The sequence below is a fragment of the Nonomuraea sp. NPDC049129 genome (assembly GCF_040648495.1).
Taxonomy (GTDB): Bacteria; Actinomycetota; Actinomycetes; order Streptosporangiales; family Streptosporangiaceae; genus Nonomuraea.
Window position 1 is genome coordinate 1 of the sequence record NZ_JBEZDU010000054.1, and the last position, 17,079, is coordinate 17,079.

Below are 17,079 nucleotides of genomic sequence, written 5' to 3' on the forward strand. Positions count from 1 at the left end.
GCGCGAGGCTGCCAACAGATGTCCTTCCGAGGGCTCGCGGCGGACTGACTACACGCACGCCAGACAACCTCGCAACGTGAGCAAGCGGAGCGGGTCGTCAAAGGGCAGCGCAAAGGGGCAGTGTAGCCGAACGGCACACGCCTGTCCACTTCACTCTCGCTGCATGCTCCACGTTGGTCGCAGCATCGCCCGTTCGAGCGGAAACGTCAAGCCCGCAAGCCCGACTTTCCGCCGGCCTAGGGGCCGGACGCTGGGTTTTCTCCCCTGCGTGATCGGACGCCTACCGTCAGGCCCAAGACGATACCCGCGAACGGGGACGGTTAACGCTCCGTCACACCGAGGGTCGAACCCATGCCGACAACCGGTGTAGCTGTGACTGAGGTACCCACTACTTGGGCTTCGCTAAACCTTATTTTTGGTAACAATTGACCTCGGGGACGCGCCCGATGACTCAGGCAGTGCCGATCAAGGTCGACAGCTCGGCCACCAACCAGCGGGAATCTTGCCGGATCATGACGAGCCTGACCCGGTCCTGGCTGACCTGTTGCTGTGGTTCGGCCTTGCCGGGGATCTCCCTGACCGTACCCGTGTTCACGAACAACAGAACCTCAACTCGATCACCTTCCGCGCGCTCCACCCCCGCGTCGGCGACGGTCGCCGTCCGCACCGTCTTCTCCGCCTTGGCCTTGGCGGCCAGGGAGGCCGACAGCTTCTTGTAGTGCTCGGTGAGCTCGCCCGTCGTGTGCTCGGCCGCCCGGGCCAGGTCCTGCTCGACCGTCCGGTAGTCGTACGACAGCAGATCCGGCGCCACCGTACGGGCCGCGGCCATGGCCTGGCGGCCCGCCTCCTCGTCCGCGCGGATGGCGTGGGCGTCGTACCAGAACACCCCTGAGGCGGCGCCGAGCCCGAGCACCAGGACCAGCAGCGCGATCGTGACCGCCCTCACACCACCTGCACCGCCCTCGACACCAGCCAGACCCCCTTGGCCTTGGTCACGTCCATCGACCAGCGGTAGAACCGTTCCTGCTTGGGGGTCTTGGAGCCCTCCCAGCGGATCTCCACGTCCGCCACGACCAGGACCCTGGCGGTCAGCTCCGTCATCGACACCAGCCCCGTGGCCCGGAGCACGCCGTGCTGCACGACCTTGTTCTCCAGCGTGGTGGACTTGAGCTTCGCCGCGCCCGCCTTGTACTCCTCCTGGGCCACTCCGGTGGAGGTGGCGAGGATGCGTCCCATGTCGGCGTCGACGGTCTTGTAGTCGAGCGAGACCAGGTTGATCGCGTGCGCCCCCGCCGCCTCCAGCGCGGCCCGCCGATCGTCCGCCCTGGCCTGTTCGGCCAGGTCCTGCCCGCGAAGGAACACCACGGCGGCGCCGAGCAGCACCACCAGCAGTACGAGTACGCCGGTCAGGACGCGGGGTCGCCGGACCGGCTCGTCCACGTCTGCTCACCTCCCGGCTTGGTTGCTGGATGGTAACCCGCCGGCCGCTCCCGGAGCCCGGGAAACAACAGAGGCGACATAGGACCCACTCTGGCTGGGGCGGGCACTGACGTCATCTCTTGCCGAGCGGGCATCGTCGTCGTCTCTGTCCGGGTGGGCACCGTCGTCGTCTCCGGCCTCCCCGGCGGACGAGCGCCTGACGAACGCCCTTCAGGTGGCCCCCTGAGGCCCGTTGGGGGCGCGGCGCGGCATTGCGGCCATTTCTGCACCGAGGGCCGGGAAAGTGCCTTCTCGGCCCGCCTGGCGGCTCGCCCCGGTCTGGCACGCTTGCCGGTCGGCGGCCCTTGGGTCGTCTGACGGCTCTCGGCCGGTCTGACGGCGAGCCGGTCCAGACCGCCTACGGCCCATCGGGATCTATCGGACGCCGTTGAGATGGGCGTTGATCAGGCGTGGGTACTCTTCCAGCCAGTTGCGCCCGCGATCGTCCACAAAGGAGCCCTGGGGCGGGATGACCCCGTTGGCCGCCAGCCAGGTGCCGGGCGGCCGCTGCGTACGGCGGAGCCCGTTGCCGCTCGGCATCAGCTGCGGCGGGATCGGCGGCAGCGAGCCGGGGTCGTGGCCCAGCTGCGCCTCGGCCTCCAGCTCGGAGACGTCCTTCTCCTCCGACATGCCGATCGGCCCGTGCTTCCTGGCGTTGAGGAACTGCCGGACCACCGGCTCATCGCTCGACAGCAGCATCTCGCGCGGCCCGAACATGATCAGCTCGCGCCGGAACAGCAGCCCGATGTCGTCGGGCACCGTACGGGCGGTGTTGATGTCGTGTGTGACGATCAGGAAGGTCGCCTCGATCTCGGCGTTCAGGTCGACGATGAGCTGGTTGAGATAGGCGGTCCGTACCGGGTCCAGACCCGAGTCGGGCTCGTCGAACAGGATGATCTCGGGATCGAGCACCAGCGCCCTGGCCAGCCCGGCCCGCTTGCGCATGCCGCCGGAGATCTCGCCCGGCAGCTTGGTCTCGGCGCCGAGCAGGCCGACGAGTTCCATCTTCTCCAGCACGATCTGGCGGATCTGCGACTCGCTCTTCTTGGTGTGCTCGCGCAGTGGGAAGGCGATGTTGTCGTACAGGCTGAGCGAGCCGAACAGGGCGCCGTCCTGAAACAGCACGCCGAACAGCCGGCGCAGCTCGTAAAGCTTGCTCTCGTTGCAGTTGGCCAGGTCGTAGCCGTCGATCCAGATGTGGCCGCGGTCCGGCCTGAGCAGCCCGACCAGGGTCTTGAGGAAGACCGACTTGCCGGTGCCGGAGGGGCCGAGCAGCACCGAGATCTCGCCCGCGGGCAGGGTGAGCGAGACGTCCTCCCAGATGACCTGCCGCCCGAACGACTTGGTCAGCCCGTCGACCACGACTTCGACGCCCACGGGTCACCCTCCATGCGCAAAGAGTAATGTGACTTCAACCACAAGACTGCCATCACCGTAGCGGCGCACGAGGGAATTGGAACCAGTTCCAATAACTTGTTACTGCCCGGTTATGAGACGCGGAGTCCAGCAACGGGCGTTGCGGCGTCTATTCGGCCTGGGGCTGGGCAATTGCCCTCAGAGCCGGGCGGAGGACCCGCGCGATGTCTGCTTGAGATGCTTCGCGCAGCTCGTCGAGTTCGAGCAGTTGATGACCCACGGTCACACCAAGCATGATCGTCGTCATCAGCGCCGCCCGCAGTCGCGCATCGCCGCCGGGGATCGACTCGCCGACCTGATGAATCTGCCGGCTCAGTACGGCCCGCGCCGACGCGCCCGCCTCCGGGTGAGTGAGCATCGATCGCATCATGGCCAGGGAGCTCTGCGGCAACTCCCCCATCTTGAGGCCGAGACTCCCGATGAGTTGCTCGACCAAGTCGTCGGCATCGCCCGTGGCCACCGGCGCCGGGGCCACGGCCACGGCCGCGCTGAACAGGTCCTGCTTGCTGCCGAAGTACTGCATGACGAGTGCGGGATCGACCTCAGCCGCTTTGGCCACCGCGCGGATCGTGGTGCGCTCGAACCCCAGGTCCGCGAAGAGCTTCCTGGCCGCTTCCAAGATCCGCCGCTCGGTCCTGCGACGCCGCTCCGCCCGTTCGGTCACCCCGCCCCCCTTTGACAATCGTTACTCACTCTACAGGCGTTGACCGTTCGCTCTATTTCGCTCTACGATCGTTGAGTCAACATCCGTTGAGCGAAATGGGGCTCCCATGTCCACCACCGAGGTCGTCGCCGCCTACCACGCCGCGATGCTCCACAAGTCGGCCGACGAACTGGCCGATCTCTATGCCGAGGACGGCCTGCACGAGTTCCCGTTCGGCGGACTGCCGCCGTTCGAGGGCCGGGAGGAGATCCGGGCGGGGTACACGATGATGTGGGGCGCCATGAAGGCCCTGGTCAAGGAGATCCGCGACGTGACCATCCGCCAGACCACCGACCCGGAGGTGATCGTGGCGGAACAAGAGACGGTGGTCACGGTGGCCGACCAGGAGCTGACAGTGCCGGGCCTGCTGATCCTGCGGGTCAGGGACGGCCTGATCGTCCACACGCGCGACTACATGGACACCAGCGCCGTCGCCCGCGTCCGCGCCGCCTAGCACAGACTGCCTTCCTCAGCCCCCGAAGGGGGCATTCCCATGGGTTCCCAGCCACCACGGACCGTCCCCTTCCTCTCCCCCGAGGAGGTCCCTCTCCCAAGGACCCCAGCCACCACGGAGCGTCACAGAGATCGAGACGGTCGTGTGACGAACCACCCAGGGACCCGCCAGGGCTGAGGCCGTACGGTCACTTGGTGGCAGTGAGGTCGTAGACCGTGGCGTTGCCGACAGTAGCGGCCGTGTACGTCTCCTGGACCCACGCGGCGATCTCGGCCGCATCACTGCTGCCACCGGGACTGGCCCCGCCACGCATGCCACCGCCCATCCCGCCACCGATGAAGTAGTGGATCTTCCCTTCGGCCACGTACTGCTTGAACTGGGCGAGTGTCGGCGCGGGGTCGGTCCCGTTGAAGCCGCCCACCGCCATCACCGGCTGGCCCGTGGCGAGCTGGTATCCGGCGGCGTTGTTCGAGCCGACGGTCGCGGCGACCCAGCTGTAGGCGGTGGCGTTGCTCTTCAGAAGGGCGGTCAGCTCGGCGCTGGGGGTGGCGGACCGCAGCAACCCGCCCATCCCACCGCCTCCCCGCCCACCACGAGCGAACCCATCGGCCCCCATGCCACCCGGCCTCCCAGCACCAGCAGTGCCGCCCGGCTGCCCCCCGGTACCGCCAGGTCGTCCAGTGCCACCGCTACCGCCCGGCTTGGCACCGGTACCGCCTGGCTGGCCGCCGCCGAAGCCGCCGAAGCCGCCCGGTCCCATCGCCGCTGGGCCGCCGCCGCCGCGCCGGAACCCTCCAGGCCCGCCGAACCCTGCCGTTGAGGGGCCCGCCGTAGGGATCGCACCGGTGTGCGCGGATGTGGCGGTGTCCAGTGCGTACGCGGCCGGCCCGGCCAGGTACACCACGACCGCCGCGACGGCGACAATTCCCGGCACCCGCCGCGACCACCAACCACGCGCCGCAAACGGCACGCCCGCAGATTCTCCAGACGGCACGCCCACAAGTTCGGCGACCGGCACGCTCCCAGGTCCCCCGGACGGCACACCCGCCCGCCCCTCCTCCTGACGGCCGACGACCAGGAGACCCACGGCCGCCGCCAGCCCAGCGACGAGCACAACCGGCCCCAACCAGGAATTCCACTCCGAACTACGCGACAGCAGGACGTACCCCCACCCAGCCGTCACAGCCGCAGCCAGCGCGAGCGCCCGGTGAGCCCTGCGCTCCCAGAGCAGCGCCACCCCCGAACCCACCAGCACCGCGATCGCCGGAGCCAGCGCCACCGTGTAGTACGCGTGGAAGATCCCCTGCATCAGGCTGAAGATCAGCCCGGTGATCACCAGCCAGCTCCCCCACACAGCCACCTGGGCCCGTACGGGATCGGTCCGTGGCGCCGAGCGCGTCAGCCAGGCCACGGCCGCCAGGAGCACCAGCGCCGCCGGAAGCAGCCACGAGATCTGCCCACCCGCCTCGGTGTCGAACATCCGCCACCAGCCGGCCTGCTGGTTGAGGTTGCCGAGCCCTCCGTAGTCACCGCCGTTCAGCCGCCCGATGCCGTTGTAGCCGAGCGCGAGCTCCAGGACGCTGTTCGTCTGGGAGCCGCCGATGTACGGCCGGTCGGCGGCAGGCACCAGCGCCACGGCCACCAGCCACCATCCGGCCGACGCCACCACGGCCACGCCCGCCAGCACGAGCTGCCAGAGCCGCCGCCCCACCGTGGTCGGAGCCGTGATCAGGTAGACGAGCGCGAACCCCGGCAGCACCACGAACGCCTGCAGCATCTTGGCCAGGAACGCGAACCCGATGCACGCCCCAGCCAGCACCAGCCACCGCGTCCCCGCCTTCTCCTGGGCCCGCACCACGCAGTAACCCGCGACGGTCAGCAGCAGCACCAGCAGCGCGTCCGGATTGTTGAAGCGGAACATCAGCACCGCCACCGGCGTAACCGCCATCACCGCCCCGCCGATCAACGCGGCCCACGCGGGGAACCGGCGGCGTACCGCGGCATAGACCACCCCCACGGTCGCCACGCCCATGAGCGCCTGGGGCACGAGAATGCTCCATGAGTTCAGCCCGAAGATCCTGGCGCTGAGCTCCATCGGCCACAACGAGGCCGGCGTCTTGTCCACGGTGATGGCGTTGGCCGCGTCAGACGACCCGAAGAAGAACGCCTTCCAGCTCTGGGTGCCCGCTTGTACGGCAGCCGAGTAGAACGCGTTCGCCCATCCGGAGGCGTTCAGCCCCCATATGTAGAGCACCGCGGTGGCGGCGAGCAGCCCGGCCAACGCCCATCGATCTCTGACACGCGCATCCTTGAACACACTCGAACGCTAAACACGGGCTCTCGCCACGCGATGAGACGACCATGAGAATCTCGTGAGCTCTGTACGGCGGTAACAGCCGGGCACGCAAAAGGGGCGGCACACCCGGCACCTGGGTGCAGCCGCCCCTTCTGGGGTGAAACGCCGGAACCAGCGTTTCGGTAATGCTCTTCGAGCGATATGCCTCGAAAGTGTTACTTCACGGTGACGGAAGCGCCGGCGCCCTCGAGGGCAGCCTTGGCCTTCTCCGCCTGCTCCTTGTTGACCTTGCCGTCGAAGACGTTCTTGGGAGCGCCGTCGACCAGGTCCTTGGCCTCCTTGAGGCCCAGGGACGTCAGGGCGCGGATCTCCTTGATGACCTGGATCTTCTTGTCGCCGGCAGCCTCGAGGATGACGTCGAACTCGTCCTGCTCCTCAACGGCGGCGGCCTCGCCACCACCGGCGGCGGGGGCAGCGGCAACCGCGACCGGGGCGGCGGCCTTGACGTCGAACACTTCCTCGAACTGCTTCACGAACTCGGAAAGCTCGAGGAGGGTCATCTCCTTGAACGCGTCGAGCAGCTCGTCGGTGCTGAGCTTCGCCATGATGGTTTCCTCCGTATGGATCTTGCGATAACTAGGAACGGGACCGCGGGGTTTGCGGCAATCCCCGTATTACTCGCCCGCCTCTTCGCGCTTGGCGCGAAGGGCGTCGGCCAGCTGGGCCATGTTGGTGGGCAGCGCGGCGAACATGGCGGCAGCAGCACTCTGCTTCGCCTTCATCGCGCCGGCCAGCTTCGCGAGGAGAACCTCGCGGGACTCGAGGTCAGCGAGCCTGGTGATCTCCGTAGCGTCCAGCATCTTGCCATCAAGGACGCCGCCCTTGATCACCAGAAGGGGATTGGCCTTGGCGAAGTCACGCAGACCCTTGGCCGCCTCGACAACGTCGCCGTTGACGAAGGCGATCGCGGTCGGACCGGCGAGCAGGTCGTCGAGACCCGCGAAACCGGCCTCATTGGCCGCGATCTTAGTCAGGGTGTTCTTCGCCACGGCGAACTTCGCATTCTCACCGAGAGAGACGCGCAGCTGCTTGAGCTGTGCGACGGTGAGACCGCGGTACTCGGTCAGAACGGCGGCAGCGCTGCCTTCGAACTCGCTCCTGAGCTCGGCAACTGCTGTCGCCTTATCCGCCCTCGCCATGGGCCTCCTTCCAGATGTGCCACCGGTGAAGGCCCAGAAATGAGAACGGCCCCGGGCGCAGGGCGCACACGGGGCTCACACACGGATCACTCCGTGTAGGAAACTCGTATCACACCTGCGCGGGCCGTCCACAGACTGTGGATCCTTCGGTCGTCAGGTCTTGAGGAACCTGACGACGACCGGCGGTCTTCGGCAACGACCAGAGTACGTCCTGGCCGCCGAGTTTCCAAATCGCTCTCAGTCGGCGACGCTGTTCAGCGCCGCACCCGGTTAGTTGGTCGTGCCCTTCGGCAGCTCGCCGATCTGGTCGGCGGGCGGCGTCTGGATGTTGACGGCCTCGTTGAACCCCTTGAACAGCAGGGTCGCGTCCAGCGTGGCGCCTTCCTTCTCACCGTTCAGCGCGAGCTTGCGAGGCAGGCCGTCACTGCCGACCCAGATGTCGAACTTGATGTCCTTGAGCTCGGCCAGACCCGAACGGGCGGCTTCCTGCTTGTCGGCCGGCAGCTGCTGCACCGCCGCGTCGACCGGGAACGTCCCGCTGTAGTGGGTGGTGTCCACACCGCCGACAGTCTCGGTGCCGGCCGCCTTGATGTCCTGCGACGCGGTCACCATCTTGGTGACGGCCGCCAGGTCGAACTGCTGGATCTGGTCGAGGTACGTCTTGATCTGATCCTGACCGCCGACATCGGTCAGCGGCACCTTGATCCACGGCTTCGTCGCCCCGACGAGCTCCTTGAGCGCCTCGACTTTGACGTAGACGGCGTCGCCCTGGAGCACGGCACGCGCCCCACCGGGCAGACCCTTACCGCCCATGTCGAGGGTGTCGAGGGTGAGGTCGACGGCCAGCTGCGGCTTGCTCTGGTAGAGCATCCGCCCCTGCACCTTGCCGTTCCCCTCCTGAGGGGTTTTGACGTTGACGACGGCGTCAACGGTGTAGCTGGTGACCTCCGCGGTCTTCTGCGCGGCCTGCGTCAGCACTTCGGACGCCGCCAGCTTGACCTGGATTGGCTGCGCGGTCGTTCCACAACCGGCAACCGCGACCGCGACCAGGGCGGCACCGGCCGCGGCGGTAGCGAGGGAAATTCTGCGCTTCAGCATGATTTAAACCCTACGTGTCGGTGTCCCGGTGATGGCGTATTCCCCTGACTTTTCAGGGAAAACCCAGGGTCTTCCCCTACCCTCCTCCCTTGATCGCGCGCCACGCTCTCTGCCTCGGCTTCTGCCGTGTGGACTGCTCTGATCTTTCTTTCCGCCGTACGGCCGCAAGTGGGTCGCGCGCCACCCGGAATCCCGCGCTCGCCGTACGAGATCGTCGCAGACGCGCCTCGCAAAGGACCGTCCCCCGCGGTGCGCACGCCGCACCGGAGGCGCCCACAAAGCCCGCACCGCAGCAGAAACCGCCCATTGGGAGGTGCGCCCGCAGTGGCGGGCGCCCGTGACATAGGGGTCTGCGGCGGGGGTGTGGCGAGGGGGTGTGGCTGTGGGGTTTGTGGCGGGGATCTGTGGCGGGCGGGGTCTGTGGAGGAGGGTCTGGCGGGGGTCCGCGGCCGGGATTCGGCGGGCGGCCTGTAACCCGGGGTCTGTGACCGGAGAGTCTGGCGGGCGGGGGTCTGTGACCGGGAGTTGACCGGGGTCTGTGATCGGGGTCTGGCGAGCGACCTGTGACCAGGGTCTGTGGTCGGGGTCTGCGACGCGGGCGCCCGTAGGCCGCTATCCGCGTGAAGCGACCCCCGAACGCACAAGCGACCCCGAACAACACAACAGCCCCCGCCGGAGTCGGCGAGGGCTGTGTGGTGCGAAAGAAGTGCCAGAAGTGTGGCTTTTTCGCTACGCGTCCAGTTCGGCGGTGAGGCCGCGGGTGGCGTTGGGGTCGACCGGGACGCCGGGGCCCATGGTCGTGGAGAAGGTGACCTTCTTCAGGTAACGACCCTTGGCGGCCGACGGCTTGAGACGGAGCACCTCGTCAAGGGCGGCGGCGTAGTTCTCGATGAGCTGGCGCTCGTCGAACGACGTCTTGCCGATGATGAAGTGCAGGTTGGCCTGCCGGTCCGTACGGAACTCGATCTTGCCGCCCTTGATCTCCGTCACGGCCTTGGCGACGTCGGGCGTCACGGTGCCGGTCTTGGGGTTGGGCATGAGGCCACGCGGGCCGAGGACGCGGCCCAGACGACCGACCTTGCCCATGAGGTCAGGGGTGGCGACAACGGCGTCGAACTCGCTGAGCCGGTTGCCCTTGGCGATCTCGTCGATGAGCTCGTCGGCGCCGATGATGTCGGCGCCCGCCTCGCGGGCCGCCTCGGCACGGTCACCGGTCGCGAAGACCAGGACCCGGGCGGTCTTGCCGGTGCCGTGCGGGAGGTTGACCGTGCCGCGCACGATCTGGTCGGCCTTGCGAGGGTCGACGCCCAGTCGCAGCGCCACCTCGACAGTGGCGTCGAACTTGGTGACGGACGTCTGCTTGGCCAGCTTCGCGGCCTCGACGGGCGCGTAGAGCTTGTCGTGGTCGACCTTGGCCGCCGCGTCCTTGTGCGCCTTGCTGCGCTTCATTTCTGTCTCCTTGTGGTGTGCGGGCCGGGTGCCGGCCCTCCCACTGATCGGTGTGGGTACGAGCCGGGAAACCGGCTCTCCCACGGATCGCGGTTTGGGCCAGGGAACGGCCCTCCCGCGGATCGGGAAGTGTTAGTCGGCGACGGTGATGCCCATGGACCGGGCGGTGCCGGCGATGATCTTCTCGGCCGCCGCGATGTCGTTGGCGTTGAGGTCGGGCATCTTGGTCTCAGCGATGCTGCGGAGCTGCTCGCGGCTGAGCTTGCCGACCTTGTCCTTGTGCGGGACCGCGCTGCCCTTGTCGAGGCCCAGAGCCTTCTTGATCAGCTCGGGCGCCGGGGGCGTCTTCGTGATGAAGGTGAAGCTGCGGTCTTCGAAAATGGTGATCTCAACGGGGATGATGTTGCCCCGCTGGGCCTCCGTGGCAGCGTTGTACTGCTTGACGAAGTCCATGATGTTGACGCCGTGGGGACCGAGCGCGGTACCGACGGGCGGAGCGGGCGTGGCCTGGCCAGCGGGCAGCTGCACCTTCACCAAGGCCGCGATCTTCTTCTTTGGAGGCATGATCCTTCTCCGGGTCCTGAGAATGGTGTTGCAAACCCCCACGGGCATGGGGACCCCAGAACACAGGGGCCCCCAGTTCACGCGCGTGGGGACGACATATCAGCTTACGTGATCGTCTTAGATCTTCGAGACCTGGTTGAACGACAGCTCGACCGGGGTCTCGCGGCCGAAGATCGAGACGAGCACCTTGAGCTTCTGCGACTCGGGGCTGATCTCGCTGACCGAGGCGGGCAGGGTGGCGAACGGGCCGTCCATGACCGTGACGGACTCGCCGATCTCGAACTCGACGGTCGGGCCGGTGCTGGTCTTGGCCGAGGACTTCTTGGCTTCCTCGGTCGGCTCCGGCGCCAGCAGCTTGGCGACCTCGTCGAGGTTGAGCGGGCTCGGCTTGTTGGACAGGCCCACGAAGCCGGTCACACCGGGCGTGTTACGCACGGCGGCCCAGGACTCGTCGGTCAGCTCCATGCGCACCAGCACGTAGCCGGGCAGCACGCGCTCCTTGACCGGCACCTTCTTACCGCTCTTGAACTCCTGGACGGTGTGCGTCGGCACCTCGACCTGGTAGATGTAGTCCTCCATGTTGAGAGACACGTTGCGGCTCTCGATGTTGGACTTCACGCGGTTTTCGTAGCCGGCGTAGGAGTGGATCACGTACCACTCGCCGAGCTGGCCCCGGAGCGAGCGCTTGAACTCCTCGACCGGGTCGACGTCAGGCAGGATGTCACCGTCTTCGTCGACTGCGGGAGCCTCGTCGGCGACCTCGTCCTCGTCGCCCTCGTCGCTGTCCGCGACGTCGGCGTCGAGCTCGTCGACGGTCTCCTCAGTGGCCTCAGCGGCCTCTTCCGGCTCGGTGTCCCACTCCTCGTGGGACTCGTTCGCCGGCACTGAAGATTCGGACACGGTGACTTTTCCTCTTTCGTCGAATCGAATGGCGACTCCGTCGGGTGACGCCGTCGGTGTCTGGATCAGGATCCGCCGAAGACGCGGAGAACGGCCCAGCCGAGCGCACTGTCGAGCCCGTACACGATCGCAACCATGATCAGAACGAATACCAGAACGACCGTGGTGTAAGTGATGAGATCCTTGCGTGTCGGCCAGATGACCTTACGCAGCTCGGTGACTACCTGCCGGTAGAAAAGGGCCGGCGAGGTGCGGGTCTTCTTCTCGCCACTAGGCTTGCCTGCGGTCTCGCCGCGCGTGTCGATCGCCACAGTCCTCACCTGAATCTGTCGTATCCAACGCAGTATGCGGCGCGCTTACACGCCATTGCGCGGACCGCACTCGCAGGGCACGAGGGACTCGAACCCCCAACCGCCGGTTTTGGAGACCGGTGCGCTACCAATTGCGCCAGTGCCCTATGTCGCCAACCACACTACCCTGATCAGCTCACTGCCTGGACCGAACCGCACGTCGACATGCGGCGGCACGACCAGGCGAAAGTGTATCGGGGGAAGGCCCCTTACGTCGAACCAAACCCGATCGCCCAGGTCACGGCCCGCGTGGCAGCATGGACCCATGTCCACCCGACCTCGCATATCCAGCCGAATTTCCGCGATTTCCGAGTCCGCCACGCTGGCCGTGGACGCGAAGGCGAAGGCGATGAAGGCGGCCGGCCGCCCCGTCATCGGCTTCGGCGCCGGAGAGCCCGACTTCCCAACGCCGGATTACATCGTCGAGGCGGCGGTGGCGGCGGCCCGCGATCCCCGTTTCCACAAGTACACCCCGGCCGGCGGCCTGCCGGAGCTAAAGCAGGCGATCGCCGCCAAGACGCGGCGCGACTCGGGCTATCAGGTCGAGGCGTCGCAGGTCCTGGTCACCAACGGCGGCAAGCAGGCCGTCTATGAGGCGTTCGCCACGCTGCTCGACCCGGGCGACGAGGTCCTGGTCGTGGCCCCGTACTGGACGACCTACCCCGAGGCGATCAAGCTGGCCGGCGGCGTCCAGGTCGACGTCGTCACCGACGAGACGACCGGCTACCTCGCGAGCGTCGAACAGCTTGAGGCGGCCCGCACGGAGCGCACCAAGGTCCTGCTGTTCGTCTCGCCGTCCAACCCGACGGGCGCCGTCTACTCGCGTGAGCAGACGGAGGCGATCGGCCGCTGGGCCGCCGCCAACGGCCTCTGGGTCGTCACCGACGAGATCTACGAGCATCTCGTGTACGGCGGAGCGGAGTTCACCAGCATCGCCACGGCCGTTCCGGAGCTGGCCGACCGGGTCGTCATCGTCAACGGCGTGGCCAAGACGTACGCCATGACGGGCTGGCGGGTGGGCTGGCTGATCGGCCCGTCCGACGTGGTCAAGGCCGCGACGAACCTCCAGTCGCACGCCACGTCCAACGTTTCGAACGTCGCCCAGATGGCCGCTCTGGCCGCCGTCTCCGGCGATCTGTCGGCCGTGGCGGAGATGCGCGAGGCGTTCGATCGGCGCCGTCAGGCGATGGTCCGGCTGCTCAACGAGATCCCGGGCGTGTTCTGCCCGGAGCCGAAGGGGGCCTTCTACGCCTACCCCTCGGTCAAGGAGCTGATCGGCAAGGAGCTGCGCGGCCGGCGGCCGCAGTCATCGGCCGAGCTGGCCGAGCTGATCCTGGAGGAGGCGGAGGTGGCGGTGGTTCCGGGCGAGGCGTTCGGGACGCCCGGATATTTCCGTCTTTCGTACGCACTGGGGGACGACGACCTGGCAGAGGGCGTCAGCCGCCTCGCCAAGCTCCTCGCGGAAGCCCACTGACCACACCGCGTCAGCCGACCGCCTCGGCCACCTGCTCGATCTCGCGGGCCAGTCCGGGCGTGGCGCCGATGTAGACCGCGGTGCCCGGCCGTTCCAGCCACATGAAGTTGCTCAGCCCGCCCCGCGTACGCCAGCGCAGGGCGGGCTTGCCGTTGTACGCACGCAGGCTCGACCTGCTGACCAGCGACGCGAACCGCTCGGCACCCCGCACCCCGCACACCAGCCCGACGAGCAGCTCCTCGTCGTTCTTGCGCCACCGCACGCCCTTCACCTTGAGCCGCTCGCGCAGTGACTTGATCCGCGTGAACGAGCCCGCGCGCTCCACCCCCGCGGGCAGGTGGCCGATGCCGAGATCCCCGGACCCGCAGGTCAGAGAGATGATCGTCGACCTCGCCCGGCTCGGTTCCGGCGTGGCTGTGTTCGCCTCCGGCGTGGCGGCGCTGCCGCACCCGGTGAGCGCGAACACGAGGGACACCGCTGCCAGGCGTCGCATCAACCCCCCATGACTTGGCGTGAAAACCGCAGAAAAGGCCCCTAGTCTCCTACAGGACCCTTGACCGAGGCGGCAACACGGAGCAGTTCCTCGCTCAGGGATTCGCTGACCCTGATCGACGCTCCGGTGCCCGTACGCTCCAGCCAGACGATCATCAGGCCGCCGCCGGGATGCCTGCCGACCAGGGCGGGTCGGCCGCGGATGGTGGTGTCCCTCGGCGTCAACAGGGGCGTCCGCCGCTGGTAGGTCGCCCAGTCGGCCGCCGCGGCGCCGTGCTCGACCCGCACCTCGACGAACCTGTCCCGAGCGCCTGGCCCCCTCTCAGGGGCGAATCTGGCCCAGGCGCCCTGGTCGGGTTCGATCACTCCCCCGTCGGCGCGATCGAACCCCGCGGGCAGGTAGGTGAGCCAGAAGTCATGCGCGACCACCGCGATCCGGGGCGCCGCCAGGGCGGCGGTGACGGTCCGGCCCCGAACGGGCCCCGCCCGACCCGGCTGCGCCGGAGCCGGCGGAGCCTGAACCGGCGGAGGCGCCCCCACCGGCGTGCGATGGAGACGCCCGAATCCCGATGAGAACAGCCCATAGATGATCGAAACGGTGACCCCAAGGGCGAGGAACGCCAGCATCGCGCGCAGCGCCTGTCCGCCGGTCCCGCCCTCAGGCTTCATGCACGGTAGATCCCCGGTCTGATCTCACCCGTACCACCTGATCACTTGACGGGTTCGATCCCTTCGGCGATCTTCTTCAACTCGGCATCCGCGTCAACCTTTTTCGCATAGTCCGGGCTGATATAAACCTCGACCGCCAGCCCCTCGCGCAGCGTCCAGCCAATGGTGCTCGTCGTACTGTCGCCGGGCTTGGAGTCGACCTCGCCGCCTTCTGTGATCTTTGCCAGGTATGCCCGCTTGCCGGAGAGGTCGAGGATTTCGGCGCCGTCGTTGGAGTACGTCGCCAGCTTCTGCGCGATCTGCTTGCTCGCCTCATCCGCGAACACGACCACCTGAACGGCGTAGAAGCCCTCTTCCTGTCCGGGCTCCGTGAAAGTGGTCGTGTAGCTCGTCTTGCCGAAGCCGTTCTTGCCCGACCACTTGCCCCATTCGAGCCCGTCGGGCAGGTAGCCGACATGGATACCGCCGAACTTCCTGCCGTCGCCCAGGTCGCCGAGGTCCTGCGGCAGCGAGACCTCCGGGCCGACGGTGAGCTGCACGTTCGTCCCCTTCGGCACCTCCTGGCCGGCAGCGGGGGCCTGCGCGCGCACCTGCCCCTCTTCGGTGGCCGTCTCCGGATCCTCAACGACCAGTCCGGCCTGCTTCAGCGTCGCGACCGCCTTGGCGGCGGGCATGTCCACGACACTGGGGACGATCACCAAATCCATCACGGCCCGGTCCGGACCGGTGGCCGCGTGCTGGGTCTTGGGGGGTTCGCCCGAGTTGATCAGCGCCGGCACGGTCACGGCGACCAGGACCGTGACGAGGGCGGCACCGGCCGTACGGAATCTGAGCACGTGCGCGCGGTGGCGGCGCCGCACGTCCCTGCCGAGCGTCGGCCCGGCGTGCACGTCGGCGACGTGCGCGGCCATGGCCTCGGCGATGGCTTCTTCTTCGGTCTTCATCGGATCGCTCCTTCTGCGACGGTCATGCGTTCGCGGATCTTGGCGAGGCCCCGGGCCGCCTGGCTCTTCACGGTGCCGAGCGAGCAGCCGAGCAGCGACGCGGTGGCCGACTCCGACTGGTCCTCCCAGTAGCGCAGGACGATCACGGCCCGCATCTTCGGCGGCAGCCTGCGCAATTCCTCGATGAGCGTGTCGCGCAGGTCCAGGTCGGGCGATTTCGCGGCGGTGTCGGGCGGCCGGGCGAACGTGATCTCCTGCACGACGCGCCGCCGCCGAGCCCGGCTGATCGCCGCGTTGACGAGGACCTTGCGCGCGTACGCCTCGGGGTTGTCGTGCCGGATCCGGGGCCAGTGCCGGTAGACCTTCTCCAGAGCGTGCTGGACCAGGTCCTCGGCGTCGTGGTGGGTGGCTCCGCAGACCAGGATCGCGGTGCGTAGCAACGAGGTGCTGCGTGCGGCAAGGAACTCGTCGAATGCCGTTTCATCTTCATCCGTCATGGGCGGGGTCCCCTTTCGCCCCTCCCAACGCACGAACGGGCATACAGGTTGAGTGGCAAGATATGGAAATGCCACGCCCGCTTGACCAGCTGCCCAAGGCTCACCTGCACCTGCACTTCACCGGCTCGATGCGGCATTCGACGCTGATCGAGCTGGCTCGCGAGCAGGGCCTGCACCTGCCCGACGCGCTGGAGCAGGACTGGCCGCCCCAGCTGCGCGCGACCGATGAGCGTGGATGGTTCAGGTTCCAGCGACTGTACGACATCGCCAGGTCGGTGCTGTGGCAGCCGGAGCACGTCTACCGGCTGGTGCGGGAGACGGCCGAGGACGAGGCGGCGGCCGGGTCGCGATGGCTGGAGATCCAGGTGGACCCGTCGGGGTTCGCGCCGCGGTTCGGCGGGTTGACGGCGACGCTGGAGCTCATGCTGGACGCCGCCGCCCAGGCCGCCGCCCTGGCGGACATCGGGATCGCGGTGGTCGTGGCGGCCAACCGCACCAAGCACCCGCTCGACGCGAACACACTGGCCAGGCTCGCGGTCCAATACCAGGGCAAGGGCGTCGTCGGGTTCGGGTTGTCGAACGACGAGCGGCGCGGCGCGGCCAGGGAGTTCGAGCGGGCCTTCCGGATCGCCAAGCGCGCGGGGCTGCTGGCCGTACCTCATGGGGGTGAGCTGCTCGGACCCCGCAGCGTCGCGCAGTGCGTGGACGACCTGCACGCGGACCGCGTGGGGCATGGGGTGCGGGCGGCGGAGGACCCGTGGCTGATGGAGCGGCTGGCCGAGCGGCAGATCTGCTGCGAGGTGTGCCCGACCTCGAACGTGGGCCTGGGCGTCGCCGAGCGGGCGGCGGACGTGCCGTTGCGCAGGCTGTTCGACGCGGGGGTGCCGATCGCGCTGGGGGCCGACGATCCGTTGCTGTTCGGGGCGCGGTTGTTGCGGCAGTACGAGCTGGCGCGGGAGGTCTACGGCTTTCGTGATGAGGAGATCGCCGAGTTGGCGCGGCAGTCGATCAGGGCGTCCACGGCGCCCGAGGGGGTGCGCAAGGAGCTGCTGAAGGAGATCGACGACTGGCTGACCCTGCCGGAGTGACTGCCTC

The 17,079-nt window shown here is 68.0% G+C and carries 19 protein-coding genes and 1 tRNA gene; 3 read left to right on the top strand and 17 right to left on the bottom strand.

The window, feature by feature from the left end; translation table 11 throughout:
* Positions 1–451: 451 nt before the first annotated feature.
* The 4 genes from AB0B64_RS59855 to AB0B64_RS59870 all read right to left on the bottom strand — a co-directional run bounded on the left by AB0B64_RS59855 (position 452) and on the right by AB0B64_RS59870 (position 3,559).
* Positions 452–946, bottom strand: coding sequence for a hypothetical protein (locus AB0B64_RS59855; RefSeq protein ID WP_357962164.1), 495 nt, complete (start codon positions 944–946; stop codon positions 452–454).
* Positions 943–1,440 carry a hypothetical protein gene (locus AB0B64_RS59860; RefSeq protein WP_357962167.1) on the bottom strand — a complete coding sequence of 166 codons (498 nt, stop codon included), beginning with the start codon at positions 1,438–1,440 and terminating at the stop codon, positions 943–945. Before AB0B64_RS59860 ends, AB0B64_RS59855 begins: the two co-directional genes overlap by 4 nt.
* A gap of 414 nt (positions 1,441–1,854) precedes the next feature.
* Positions 1,855–2,856, bottom strand: coding sequence for an ABC transporter ATP-binding protein (locus AB0B64_RS59865; protein ID WP_225293987.1), 1,002 nt, complete (start codon positions 2,854–2,856; stop codon positions 1,855–1,857).
* A gap of 148 nt (positions 2,857–3,004) precedes the next feature.
* Positions 3,005–3,559: a TetR family transcriptional regulator gene (locus AB0B64_RS59870; RefSeq protein ID WP_357962170.1), complete on the bottom strand. Its 555-nt coding sequence runs from the start codon at positions 3,557–3,559 to the stop codon at positions 3,005–3,007.
* Between the two features lie 106 nt (positions 3,560–3,665).
* Here AB0B64_RS59870 and AB0B64_RS59875 point away from each other — a divergent pair, with 106 nt between their 5' ends.
* The gene (locus AB0B64_RS59875) at positions 3,666–4,052 is read left to right on the top strand and encodes a nuclear transport factor 2 family protein (protein ID WP_357962173.1); all 387 of its coding nucleotides are present in this window, start codon (positions 3,666–3,668) and stop codon (positions 4,050–4,052) included.
* A gap of 187 nt (positions 4,053–4,239) precedes the next feature.
* Here AB0B64_RS59875 and AB0B64_RS59880 read toward each other — a convergent pair whose 3' ends face one another.
* From AB0B64_RS59880 to AB0B64_RS59920, 9 genes are all read right to left on the bottom strand, one after another.
* Positions 4,240–6,369 carry a glycosyltransferase family 39 protein gene (locus tag AB0B64_RS59880; protein ID WP_357962176.1) on the bottom strand — a complete coding sequence of 710 codons (2,130 nt, stop codon included), beginning with the start codon at positions 6,367–6,369 and terminating at the stop codon, positions 4,240–4,242.
* A gap of 194 nt (positions 6,370–6,563) precedes the next feature.
* The gene (gene rplL / locus AB0B64_RS59885) at positions 6,564–6,953 is read right to left on the bottom strand and encodes a 50S ribosomal protein L7/L12 (protein ID WP_225293990.1); all 390 of its coding nucleotides are present in this window, start codon (positions 6,951–6,953) and stop codon (positions 6,564–6,566) included.
* 69 nt (positions 6,954–7,022) lie between these two features.
* Positions 7,023–7,547: a 50S ribosomal protein L10 gene (gene rplJ / locus AB0B64_RS59890; RefSeq protein ID WP_225293991.1), complete on the bottom strand. Its 525-nt coding sequence runs from the start codon at positions 7,545–7,547 to the stop codon at positions 7,023–7,025.
* Positions 7,548–7,817: 270 nt separating this feature from the next.
* On the bottom strand, positions 7,818–8,645 hold the full coding sequence (locus tag AB0B64_RS59895) for a DUF1396 domain-containing protein (protein WP_357962179.1): 828 nt from the start codon (positions 8,643–8,645) through the stop codon (positions 7,818–7,820).
* A 729-nt stretch (positions 8,646–9,374) separates the two neighbouring features.
* Entirely contained in the window at positions 9,375–10,094 is a 720-nt protein-coding gene (gene rplA, locus AB0B64_RS59900) for a 50S ribosomal protein L1 (protein ID WP_357962182.1), read from the bottom strand.
* Between the two features lie 132 nt (positions 10,095–10,226).
* The gene (gene rplK / locus AB0B64_RS59905) at positions 10,227–10,658 is read right to left on the bottom strand and encodes a 50S ribosomal protein L11 (RefSeq protein WP_357962185.1); all 432 of its coding nucleotides are present in this window, start codon (positions 10,656–10,658) and stop codon (positions 10,227–10,229) included.
* Between the two features lie 117 nt (positions 10,659–10,775).
* Positions 10,776–11,558 (bottom strand): transcription termination/antitermination protein NusG, encoded by a 783-nt coding sequence (gene nusG, locus AB0B64_RS59910; RefSeq protein WP_357962188.1) that lies wholly within the window; start codon positions 11,556–11,558, stop codon positions 10,776–10,778.
* 65 nt (positions 11,559–11,623) lie between these two features.
* Positions 11,624–11,869 carry a preprotein translocase subunit SecE gene (gene secE / locus AB0B64_RS59915; protein WP_357962191.1) on the bottom strand — a complete coding sequence of 82 codons (246 nt, stop codon included), beginning with the start codon at positions 11,867–11,869 and terminating at the stop codon, positions 11,624–11,626.
* Between the two features lie 73 nt (positions 11,870–11,942).
* Positions 11,943–12,015: transfer RNA gene (locus AB0B64_RS59920), tRNA-Trp, on the bottom strand.
* 158 nt (positions 12,016–12,173) lie between these two features.
* On the opposite strand from AB0B64_RS59920, the gene AB0B64_RS59925 reads away from it, so the two are divergent.
* Complete coding sequence (locus AB0B64_RS59925; RefSeq protein ID WP_357962194.1) at positions 12,174–13,382, top strand: pyridoxal phosphate-dependent aminotransferase; 1,209 nt, start codon at positions 12,174–12,176, stop codon at positions 13,380–13,382.
* Between the two features lie 10 nt (positions 13,383–13,392).
* Here the strand turns inward: AB0B64_RS59925 and AB0B64_RS59930 are convergent, their stop codons facing one another.
* Genes AB0B64_RS59930 through AB0B64_RS59945 form a run of 4 tightly spaced genes read right to left on the bottom strand, consistent with a single transcriptional unit; the run spans position 13,393 to position 15,984 of the window.
* Positions 13,393–13,875 (bottom strand): hypothetical protein, encoded by a 483-nt coding sequence (locus AB0B64_RS59930; RefSeq protein ID WP_357962197.1) that lies wholly within the window; start codon positions 13,873–13,875, stop codon positions 13,393–13,395.
* A 41-nt stretch (positions 13,876–13,916) separates the two neighbouring features.
* The gene (locus AB0B64_RS59935) at positions 13,917–14,543 is read right to left on the bottom strand and encodes a hypothetical protein (RefSeq protein WP_357962199.1); all 627 of its coding nucleotides are present in this window, start codon (positions 14,541–14,543) and stop codon (positions 13,917–13,919) included.
* 41 nt (positions 14,544–14,584) lie between these two features.
* Positions 14,585–15,487: a PASTA domain-containing protein gene (locus tag AB0B64_RS59940; protein WP_358206566.1), complete on the bottom strand. Its 903-nt coding sequence runs from the start codon at positions 15,485–15,487 to the stop codon at positions 14,585–14,587.
* Positions 15,484–15,984, bottom strand: coding sequence for a SigE family RNA polymerase sigma factor (locus tag AB0B64_RS59945; protein ID WP_225294012.1), 501 nt, complete (start codon positions 15,982–15,984; stop codon positions 15,484–15,486). Before AB0B64_RS59945 ends, AB0B64_RS59940 begins: the two co-directional genes overlap by 4 nt.
* A 68-nt stretch (positions 15,985–16,052) precedes the next feature.
* Between AB0B64_RS59945 and AB0B64_RS59950 the strand changes: the two genes are divergently transcribed.
* Positions 16,053–17,072: an adenosine deaminase gene (locus AB0B64_RS59950; protein ID WP_357962205.1), complete on the top strand. Its 1,020-nt coding sequence runs from the start codon at positions 16,053–16,055 to the stop codon at positions 17,070–17,072.
* The last annotated feature ends 7 nt before the right edge of the window (positions 17,073–17,079 follow it).

Excerpts from the sequence above, each read along its gene's own strand:
- rplA (WP_357962182.1), bottom strand. The coding sequence starts at position 10,094 with ATGAAGCGCAGCAAGGCGCACAAGGACGCGGCGGCCAAGGTCGACCAC.
- AB0B64_RS59925 (WP_357962194.1), top strand. The coding sequence starts at position 12,174 with ATGTCCACCCGACCTCGCATATCCAGCCGAATTTCCGCGATTTCCGAG.
- AB0B64_RS59935 (WP_357962199.1), bottom strand. The coding sequence starts at position 14,543 with ATGAAGCCTGAGGGCGGGACCGGCGGACAGGCGCTGCGCGCGATGCTG.
- AB0B64_RS59945 (WP_225294012.1), bottom strand. The coding sequence starts at position 15,984 with ATGACGGATGAAGATGAAACGGCATTCGACGAGTTCCTTGCCGCACGC.
- AB0B64_RS59895 (WP_357962179.1), bottom strand. The coding sequence starts at position 8,645 with ATGCTGAAGCGCAGAATTTCCCTCGCTACCGCCGCGGCCGGTGCCGCC.
- AB0B64_RS59950 (WP_357962205.1), top strand. The coding sequence starts at position 16,053 with ATGCCACGCCCGCTTGACCAGCTGCCCAAGGCTCACCTGCACCTGCAC.
- AB0B64_RS59875 (WP_357962173.1), top strand. The coding sequence starts at position 3,666 with ATGTCCACCACCGAGGTCGTCGCCGCCTACCACGCCGCGATGCTCCAC.
- rplJ (WP_225293991.1), bottom strand. The coding sequence starts at position 7,547 with ATGGCGAGGGCGGATAAGGCGACAGCAGTTGCCGAGCTCAGGAGCGAG.
- AB0B64_RS59940 (WP_358206566.1), bottom strand. The coding sequence starts at position 15,487 with ATGAAGACCGAAGAAGAAGCCATCGCCGAGGCCATGGCCGCGCACGTC.
- rplL (WP_225293990.1), bottom strand. The coding sequence starts at position 6,953 with ATGGCGAAGCTCAGCACCGACGAGCTGCTCGACGCGTTCAAGGAGATG.
- rplK (WP_357962185.1), bottom strand. The coding sequence starts at position 10,658 with ATGCCTCCAAAGAAGAAGATCGCGGCCTTGGTGAAGGTGCAGCTGCCC.
- AB0B64_RS59930 (WP_357962197.1), bottom strand. The coding sequence starts at position 13,875 with ATGCGACGCCTGGCAGCGGTGTCCCTCGTGTTCGCGCTCACCGGGTGC.